At 66.2% G+C, this 7,819-nt stretch carries 8 protein-coding genes; 3 read left to right on the forward strand and 5 right to left on the reverse strand.

Going from position 1 to position 7,819, the window contains the following annotated elements; translation table 11 throughout:
* Positions 1–133: 133 nt before the first annotated feature.
* A complete protein-coding gene (locus tag QW861_RS20090; RefSeq protein WP_315717308.1) occupies positions 134–1,195 on the forward strand; it encodes an AraC family transcriptional regulator in 1,062 nt (353 codons plus the stop codon).
* A 16-nt stretch (positions 1,196–1,211) separates the two neighbouring features.
* On the opposite strand, the gene QW861_RS20095 is transcribed toward QW861_RS20090, so the two are convergent.
* The 3 genes from QW861_RS20095 to QW861_RS20105 all read right to left on the reverse strand — a co-directional run bounded on the left by QW861_RS20095 (position 1,212) and on the right by QW861_RS20105 (position 3,966).
* Complete coding sequence (locus QW861_RS20095) at positions 1,212–2,384, reverse strand: M20 aminoacylase family protein (RefSeq protein ID WP_315717310.1); 1,173 nt, start codon at positions 2,382–2,384, stop codon at positions 1,212–1,214.
* 78 nt (positions 2,385–2,462) lie between these two features.
* Positions 2,463–3,395, reverse strand: coding sequence for a glycosyltransferase family 2 protein (locus tag QW861_RS20100; RefSeq protein WP_316172763.1), 933 nt, complete (start codon positions 3,393–3,395; stop codon positions 2,463–2,465).
* A gap of 49 nt (positions 3,396–3,444) precedes the next feature.
* Positions 3,445–3,966, reverse strand: a complete 522-nt coding sequence (locus QW861_RS20105; protein WP_315717312.1) for an NUDIX domain-containing protein — start codon at positions 3,964–3,966, stop codon at positions 3,445–3,447.
* 127 nt (positions 3,967–4,093) lie between these two features.
* Between QW861_RS20105 and QW861_RS20110 the strand changes: the two genes are divergently transcribed.
* Entirely contained in the window at positions 4,094–4,978 is an 885-nt protein-coding gene (locus QW861_RS20110; protein ID WP_316193432.1) for a metallophosphoesterase, read from the forward strand.
* Positions 4,979–4,993: 15 nt separating this feature from the next.
* Here the strand turns inward: QW861_RS20110 and QW861_RS20115 are convergent, their stop codons facing one another.
* Together QW861_RS20115 and QW861_RS20120 are read right to left on the reverse strand one after the other, a co-directional pair.
* Complete coding sequence (locus tag QW861_RS20115; RefSeq protein ID WP_315717314.1) at positions 4,994–5,542, reverse strand: hypothetical protein; 549 nt, start codon at positions 5,540–5,542, stop codon at positions 4,994–4,996.
* A 231-nt stretch (positions 5,543–5,773) separates the two neighbouring features.
* Complete coding sequence (locus QW861_RS20120; protein WP_315717315.1) at positions 5,774–5,980, reverse strand: hypothetical protein; 207 nt, start codon at positions 5,978–5,980, stop codon at positions 5,774–5,776.
* 195 nt (positions 5,981–6,175) lie between these two features.
* On the opposite strand from QW861_RS20120, the gene QW861_RS20125 reads away from it, so the two are divergent.
* Positions 6,176–7,621: a short-chain fatty acyl-CoA regulator family protein gene (locus QW861_RS20125; RefSeq protein WP_316193433.1), complete on the forward strand. Its 1,446-nt coding sequence runs from the start codon at positions 6,176–6,178 to the stop codon at positions 7,619–7,621.
* Positions 7,622–7,819: the final 198 nt, after the last annotated feature.

Raw genomic sequence — 7,819 nt, forward strand, 5'->3', positions numbered from 1 at the left:
AGATCCAGGATCAAGGCAAGCCCTCCGCGTCCCTGCGCGGGGGGCTCTATCGATAGCCCGCTTCGGCAGGCACGTGACTTGCATAACTACGAGGTGTCAACCGACGGCGTACGTCCTCAAAGGCGAGGATTTCATGGCACAGCCTCCCGCAGCCGAACACCAGCATCCGCGCGACCGCAGCCGGAACATTCTGGCCGCTGCTGCGACCGGTGTCGCCGATTTCATCGCCCTGACGGGAGGCCGCCCCGAGGCGGTGTTCGAACGGGTGGGCATCGATGCCGAATGCCTCGGCCAGACCCGCCGCGCGCTCGACCTCGCCGACTACGTCGCGATGATGGAAGATGCCGCGCAGGAGACCGGTAACGACAATTTCGGACTGTGGTTCGGCCAGCGCTACCAGCCGCAGATGCTCGGCCTGATCGGCGAGATCGCACTCGCGGCGCCGACGCTGGGCTCTGCGATCGAGCATCTTGCGCTGTGGTTTCCCTGGCATCAGCAGGCGACCGAAACCCGTCTCACGCGCCATGACGGTTTGCTCCGGCTGGAATATCGCATTCTCGACGGCTCGATCGTCGATCGCCGGCAGGACGCCGAATTGACCATGGGCATGTTCGCGAACGTCTTCCGCGCCTGCCTGCCATCGGGCTGGGCGCCCGACATGGTGCTGTTCGAACATGCCCGGCCGGCTGCCTGGCGCGATCATGAGGCAGCCTTCGATGCCGACGTCGGCTGGTCACAAGGCACGAATGCGCTGGTGTTTCGCGACCGCGGCCTGGACCGCGCCATGCCCCAGGCCAATCTGTCTCGCCTGCAGCGGCTGACGACAGATCTTGCCGGTGTCGCCGGCTCCTGCGGCACGCCCGCGTTCCTCGATCTGGTCCGTGGCGAAATCCGGCGGCGGTTGTCGGCCGGCGCGCTTCATCTCGAGGAGGTCGCCGAGGCGCTGTCGACCACGTCGTGGACGTTGCAGCGCCGGCTTGCCGAGTTCGGCGCCACCTTCTCCGACCTCGTCGAGGTGACGCGGCTCGACCTCGCCCGCCACTATCTGCGCCAAGCGCATCTGCCGCTCGGCGACGTCGCCTTCCTGCTCGGCTATTCCGAGGCGTCCGCATTCTCCCGTGCGTTCTCGCGCTGGAGCGGCTGCAGCCCGCGGCAGTGGCGCCAACGGTCATTGCAGGCGACCGCTCGCAGCTAGCGCCACGCCGCCGGCATCAATCGGCCGGCATCGTCTTCTCGACCAGCCGCACCCAATAGGACGCGCCGTGGCCGAGAATGTTGTCGTTGAAGCGATAGGCCGGGTGGTGGCAATCCTTGCCGTCGCCCATGCCGAGGAAGACGAAGGCGCCGGGACGGGCCTGCAGCATGAAGGCGAAATCCTCGGCCCCCATCAGCGGCGGCGCATTGTCGACCACCCGCTCCGCGCCGACAACGTCGCGAGCGACGTCAGCGGCGACGCCGGTCTCGCGCGCATGGTTCATCGTGATCGGGTAGAGCCGCGTGTATTTCGTCGTCGCCTCACCGCCATAGGTGCGGGCGATGCCGTCGGCGACCTCGGCAATGCGGCGCTCCACCAGGTCCTGCACCTCGGGATCGAGCGTGCGCACGGTGCCCTTCAATTCGACGGTCTCCGGAATGACGTTCATCGCCTTGCCGGCCTCGACGACGCAGATCGAGATGACCGCCGACTTGATCGGATCGACGTTGCGCGACACGATCGACTGCAGCGCCGTGATGATGTGCGCGGCGATCAGCACGCTGTCGACCGCCTTGTGAACGCCGGCGCCGGCATGACCGCCCTTGCCGCGGACGGTGATCTCGAGCTGGTCCGATGATGCCAGCATCGGACCCGGCCGCAGCGCGAACACGCCTTCGGGCACGCCCGGCGCATTGTGCAGACCGTAGACCTCCTGGATGCCCCAGCGGGTCATCAATCCATCGTCGACCATCGCCTTGCCGCCGGCGCCGCCCTCCTCGGCGGGCTGGAAGATCACGATCGCGGTGCCGTCGAAATTGCGCGTGTCGGCGAGATGCTTGGCGGCACCCAGCAGCATCGCGGTATGGCCGTCATGGCCGCAGGCATGCATCAGGCCCGGCGTCTTCGACGCATAGGGCACGCCCGAGGCTTCCTCGATCGGCAGCGCGTCCATGTCGGCGCGCAGGCCGATGGTGCGACCTGAACTGGTCCGACGGCCGCGGATGACACCGACCACGCCGGTGCGCCCGATGCCCGTCACCACCTCGTCACAACCGAATTCGCGCAAGCGCTCGGCGACGATGCCGGCGGTGCGGTGCACCTCGTACATCAACTCCGGATGTTCATGGAAATCATGGCGCCAGGCGGCCATGTCGTCGGCGAGCGCGGCGATGCTGTTGAGGATGGGCATGGAGGCGGTGCTCTCGTTCAGGACATTGACGCCCGAACCATGACCGGAACGGCGGACGGACACAAGCTTCCGCCTGCATCAGCCCTCGATCGGGGCGTGTGACAGGTAGGCCAGCAGCTTCATCTCGCGGCGGCCGCGGGTGACGGTGTCGAGCACCAGGCCCGACGAGGCCGACAGCAGCGCCATGATCATCAGGCCCATCGACAACACGGCGGTCGGCAGCCGCGGCACCAGTCCGGTCTCGATATAGGTGACGAAGATCGGAATCGCGAAGCCGATCGAGACCAGCGCGAGGAAGATGCCGATCGCGCTGAAGAAGCGCAGCGGCTTTTCCGAACGATAGAGCTTCAGGATCGTGCCGAGGATGCGGAAGCCGTCGCGCCAGGTGTTGAGCTTGGAGACGGACCCTTCGGGCCGCGCGTAGTATGGCGTTGCGAGCTCGGCGACCGGCAGCGCCAGCTCCAGCGCATGCACGGTCAGCTCGGTCTCGATCTCGAAGCCGTCGGAGAGCACCGGGAAGGATTTGACGAAACGGCGCGAGAATACGCGGTAGCCGGACAGGATGTCCTTGAAGGCCTGGCCGAACACCTCGGCGAGGAAGCTCGTCAGCATCCAGTTGCCGGTGCGATGGCCCATGCGGTAGGCGGCCTGCTCCTGGTCGACGCGCAGACCCACCACCATGTCGAGCCGCTCGCTCACGAGACGCGCAACCATGCCGGGCGCGCTCGGCGCGTCATAGGTCGCGTCACCATCGACCAGCACGTAGATGTCAGCATCGACATCGGCGAACATGCGCCGGACGACGTGACCCTTGCCCTGCCGCCGCTCAGAGCGCACCTCGGCGCCGGCCGCGCGCGCGACCTCGATGGTGCGGTCCTTGGAATTGTTGTCGTAGACGTAGACGGTGGCCGTCGGCAACGCCTGCTTGAAATCGCGGACCACGGCGGCGACCGCGGCCTCCTCATTGTAGCAGGGCACCAGCACGGCGATCCGCATCGAAGGTGATATCATCGACCCCTCTCCCACGGGACGGGAGACTGCCCTCATTCGGTGCAGAAATTCATAATGATCCGGCGGCAACGTGCTGTTCCGGCCGCCAGGTGGGAATGATCTTAACGCCGTCTAGCACCTCGCGCAGGCGGGACAGCGTGCCGAGCGTGGTTCCCTCCGGCAGCGCGTCGCGGGCGAAGAAGCCGGTCTCCACGATCTCGAGGTTCGGCTCCGGCGGCCGGTCCTGCGTGAACCTTTTGATAACGAAGACGGCGACGTGGTCGCGCGGCGAGACGTGGCCGTTGAGGAAGATGCCGTGCAGCTCCGGCTCGCCTTCCAGCGCGATCCGGCCCTCCTCGAACAGCTCCCGCGTCAGTGCCTCGATGAACGTCTCGCCGACCTCGACGCCGCCGCCCGGCAGGTGCCAACCCGAGACATAGCCGTGCCGGACCAGGAACACGCGGTTCTCGGCATCCAGCACCACGCCGCGGACGCCGAGCGTCATGCCGCGGGCGAAGCGCCAATAGAGGTGGAAGCCGCGCCGGAGCGCGGGCTCGAGCCGGATCCGCAGCCGGCTCAGATATGTCGTCATCGCTGTCGTCGTCCTGGTTGTTCTTGCGCTCGCTGGCAGGGCTTGTCATGAGAGCCGGGCACCACGAGGGATAGCACGAGATGACATCTGGGCGCGCTTGCATCCGCCATCGGCACCGAGGGGCATAATGGCTGCCTTCACGCTCGCCCATCTGTCCGACCCGCATCTCGCGCCACAGCACAAGCCGCGCCTGTCGGAGCTCGCCGGCAAGCGCGCGCTCGGCTATCTCAACTGGACGCGCAATCGCTACAAATACCATCGCCGCGACATCCTCGATCTGCTGATCTCCGACCTGCACACGCAGATGCCGGACCAGATCGCCGTCACCGGCGATCTGGTCAATTTCGCGCTGGAATCCGAATTTCCCATCGCCCAGGCCTGGCTCCGGACCGTGGGGCCGCCGGACAGGGTCACCGCGATTCCCGGCAATCACGACGCCTATGTGCGCTCGACGCGGCTGCGCTTCGCCGAGAGCTTTGCCGACTATTTCGGCGGCGATGCCGAGGGACCGGCCACGTTTCCGTCGCTGCGCCGGCGCGGGCCGCTCGCGCTGATCAGCCTGTCCTCTGCCGTGCCTTCGGCGCCGTTCATGGCGACGGGACGGCTCGGCCGCGCACAGCTCGCTGCGCTGGAGCAGATGCTCGAATCGCTGGCGCACGAGCAGCTGTTCCGCGTGCTGCTGGTGCATCATCCGCTGCGCTCGGCCCACCGGATGAAGCGGCTGACCGACGCGAAGAAGCTGATCGCGCTGCTCGCCCGCCACGGCGTCGAGTTGATCCTGCACGGCCACGACCACGTGCATTCGACGCTCTGGATCGACGGCCCGGAGCGCAAGATCCCGGTCGTCGGCGTGCCCTCGGCCTCCTCGATCGCGCATGGCCACTATCCGGCCGCGGCCTACAACATGTTTGCCATCAGCAGCGACGGCAATCACTGGCGCTGCGACATGACCGTGCGCGCGGTCAACGAGGCGCTGCGCGTGCGCGAGATCCGCGAGGTCCGCCTGCTTTGAGTCGCGGCCAGGCCGTCAGATCTGCTGCAGGCTCGCATAGAATGCGACCCCGAACAGCGACAGCGCGCCGAGCACGAAGCCGAGCACGAACGGCCAGATCCCACCGCGCCGGCGCGGCGCCTCGGCGATCGTCCTCGCCTGAGCCCGCGCGACGCTGAAGGCGCGCTCGCGCTCGACCATGCGTCGGGCGACGTAGTCGGTGACGGCTTTCACGATCGCAGCGATGTCGTGCGACTCGGCGAGCACGATGCGGCCGTTGCGGGTGTCCTGCACAAAGCGGTACTGCCGCTTGTCGCGTCCCATCACGACATGGGCGACGACGTCGATCCACAGCCGCGGCGTCTCACCCTGGCTGATGCCGCGATCGAACAGATCGAGCTGACTCGGGATCTCCGCGAACAGCGGGTCGAGCGCATCGTTGAGGATCTCCAGCCGCGCCACCTCGGCGTCGCGCAGGTCGACCACCACGCCTGTTCGGTCTGCGGCCTCGATCCGGGCCTGGCGCAGCGCTTCGCGCAGGCGCACGGGGCGGGAGTCTGTGCTGCTATCGGCGGCCTCGGACATCGCTCACGCTTTCACGGTTCGGCCCTGGTTTCGCCAGGTTCCCACCGTGTTAACCTAGCAGTAACCCAGTATTCTGCAATCCCCTTTCATCTTCAATGGGTTATAAGCACGCCGTCGTAACCACAAACGGACGTGGGCGGCCCCTCCGGAATGACCCGGCTGAGACCGCCCCGTCCTTGGGCTCTTCCTCGAGCTTATTCAAATACCCGGCAATGCATTCCTTATCGGCGGTCAGGCCGCCGGAGCGCGCTGCGGCTCCTCGACGATCGAGAAGCGGACGCCAGCCTTGTGGCGGTTCTCCTCGGACACCTCGCGCCAGCAGTCCTCGGCTTCCTTGCGCGACTTGAACGGACCCTTCACCTGGGCCGAGCCTTCCACCAGCTTGTGGAAATTCATCGAGCCGAACTCGCCGCCGATCACCCAGAAATTGCTGCTCATGAGACTCTCCTTGAACCGTCACAACTTTGACAGTGCATTGCGAATTGCGTGACAGGAGATAAACGCGAATCCGGCTGTTTCGTACAGATCCCTTGTTTTCGAATGGTGATGTCATGTAACATCATCACTTGTCATAAATGTCATTTTGTAATAATTGTCACAGCCCAAGGGCCCGGCTGGCCCCAGGGGATCAAGATGCCCGGCGAATCCGGAAAGAAGCTGTTCGTCGGCCCGCGCTTCAGGCGCATCCGCCAGCAATTGGGGCTGTCGCAGACCCAGCTCGCCGAGGGCCTCGGGATCTCGCCGAGCTATGTCAACCTGATCGAGCGCAACCAGCGCCCGGTCTCTGCCCAGATCCTGCTGCGGCTGGCCGAAACCTACGACCTCGACCTGCGCGACCTGGCCAGCGCCGACGAGGACCGCTTCTTCGCCGAGCTCAACGAGATCTTCTCCGATCCGCTGTTCCGCCAGATCGAGCTGCCCAAGCAGGAGCTGCGCGATCTCGCCGAGCTCTGCCCCGGCGTCACCCACGCGCTGCAGCGGCTGTACGCGGCCTACACCGAGGCGCGCCGCGGCGAGACCCTGGTGGCAGCGCAGATGGCCGACCGCAACGAGGGCGCCCGTTTCGAGGCCAACCCGATCGAGCGGGTGCGCGACCTGATCGAAGCCAACCGCAACTATTTCGCCGAGCTCGAGCAGCAGGCCGAAAGCCTGCGTGACGCGCTCGACGTGCCGGCCGAAGGGCTCTATGCGGCGCTCGCCGCCCGTCTGCGCGAAAAGCATTCGGTGCAGACGCGGGTGATGCCGGTCGACGTCATGCGCGAGACCTTGCGCCGCTACGACCGCCATCGCCGCCAGCTCCTGATCTCCGAACTGGTCGACGGGCCCGGACGCACCTTCCAGCTCGCGGTCCAGCTCGGCATGGCCGAGTGCCTGCCGCAGTTCGAGCTCATCATCGGCCGTGCCGGTGCCATCGACGACACCGCGCGCCGGCTCTACCGCATGACGCTCGCGAGCTACTTCGCCGCCGCCGTCATGATGCCCTATGCGCCGTTCCTCACTGCTGCGGAGGCGCTGAGCTACGACATCAACGTGCTGGCGCAGCGCTTCAACACCGGCTTCGAACAGGTCTGCCACCGCCTCACGACCCTGTCGCGCCCGAACGCCCGCGGCATCCCGTTCTTCATGCTGCGCGTCGACAATGCCGGCAACGTCTCCAAGCGCTTCTCGTCGGGCACCTTCCCGTTCTCCAAGTTCGGTGGCACCTGCCCGCTGTGGAACGTGCATTCGACCTTCGACACACCCGACCGCCTCCTGAAGCAGATCATCGAGCTGCCCGATGGTTCTCGCTATTTCTCTATCGCCCAGATGGTCCGCCGCCCGGTCGCGCCGCATCCGCTGCCGCAGCCACGCTTCGCCATTGGCCTCGGCTGCGAGATCAGGCATGCGTCGCGCCTCGTCTACGCCGCCGGCATGGATCTGGAGAAAGCCGAGGGCACTCCGATCGGCGTCAACTGCCGGCTCTGCGAACGCGAAAACTGCGCCCAGCGCGCCGAGCCGCCGATCACGCGGACGCTGATCCTGGATGAGACGACGCGGCGCGTCAGCTCGTTCGCGTTCAGCAATGCAAGGGAGCTGTAGAGCCAACGCTCTCCTCCGCGTCATTCCGGGGCTTGCGCGAGCCGCGCCCCGGAATGACACCGAGTTTGCAGCTCCTCTCTCTGCGTCATTGCGAGCGAAGTGTTCAGCCCGGAGACATAGCTTACACCTGTTCGGGGACATAGTTGACAGTTTTGGGGTCGCGCAGATCAATCGCTGCGATCTGATGTGCGGCAAAGA

The sequence above is a fragment of the Bradyrhizobium sp. SZCCHNRI1029 genome (genome assembly GCF_032487555.1).
Classification (GTDB): Bacteria; Pseudomonadota; Alphaproteobacteria; order Rhizobiales; family Xanthobacteraceae; genus Bradyrhizobium.

Excerpts from the sequence above, each read along its gene's own strand:
- QW861_RS20090 (WP_315717308.1), top strand. The coding sequence starts at position 134 with ATGGCACAGCCTCCCGCAGCCGAACACCAGCATCCGCGCGACCGCAGC.
- QW861_RS20095 (WP_315717310.1), bottom strand. The coding sequence starts at position 2,384 with ATGCCCATCCTCAACAGCATCGCCGCGCTCGCCGACGACATGGCCGCC.
- QW861_RS20100 (WP_316172763.1), bottom strand. The coding sequence starts at position 3,395 with ATGATATCACCTTCGATGCGGATCGCCGTGCTGGTGCCCTGCTACAAT.
- QW861_RS20105 (WP_315717312.1), bottom strand. The coding sequence starts at position 3,966 with ATGACGACATATCTGAGCCGGCTGCGGATCCGGCTCGAGCCCGCGCTC.
- QW861_RS20110 (WP_316193432.1), top strand. The coding sequence starts at position 4,094 with ATGGCTGCCTTCACGCTCGCCCATCTGTCCGACCCGCATCTCGCGCCA.
- QW861_RS20115 (WP_315717314.1), bottom strand. The coding sequence starts at position 5,542 with ATGTCCGAGGCCGCCGATAGCAGCACAGACTCCCGCCCCGTGCGCCTG.
- QW861_RS20120 (WP_315717315.1), bottom strand. The coding sequence starts at position 5,980 with ATGAGCAGCAATTTCTGGGTGATCGGCGGCGAGTTCGGCTCGATGAAT.
- QW861_RS20125 (WP_316193433.1), top strand. The coding sequence starts at position 6,176 with ATGCCCGGCGAATCCGGAAAGAAGCTGTTCGTCGGCCCGCGCTTCAGG.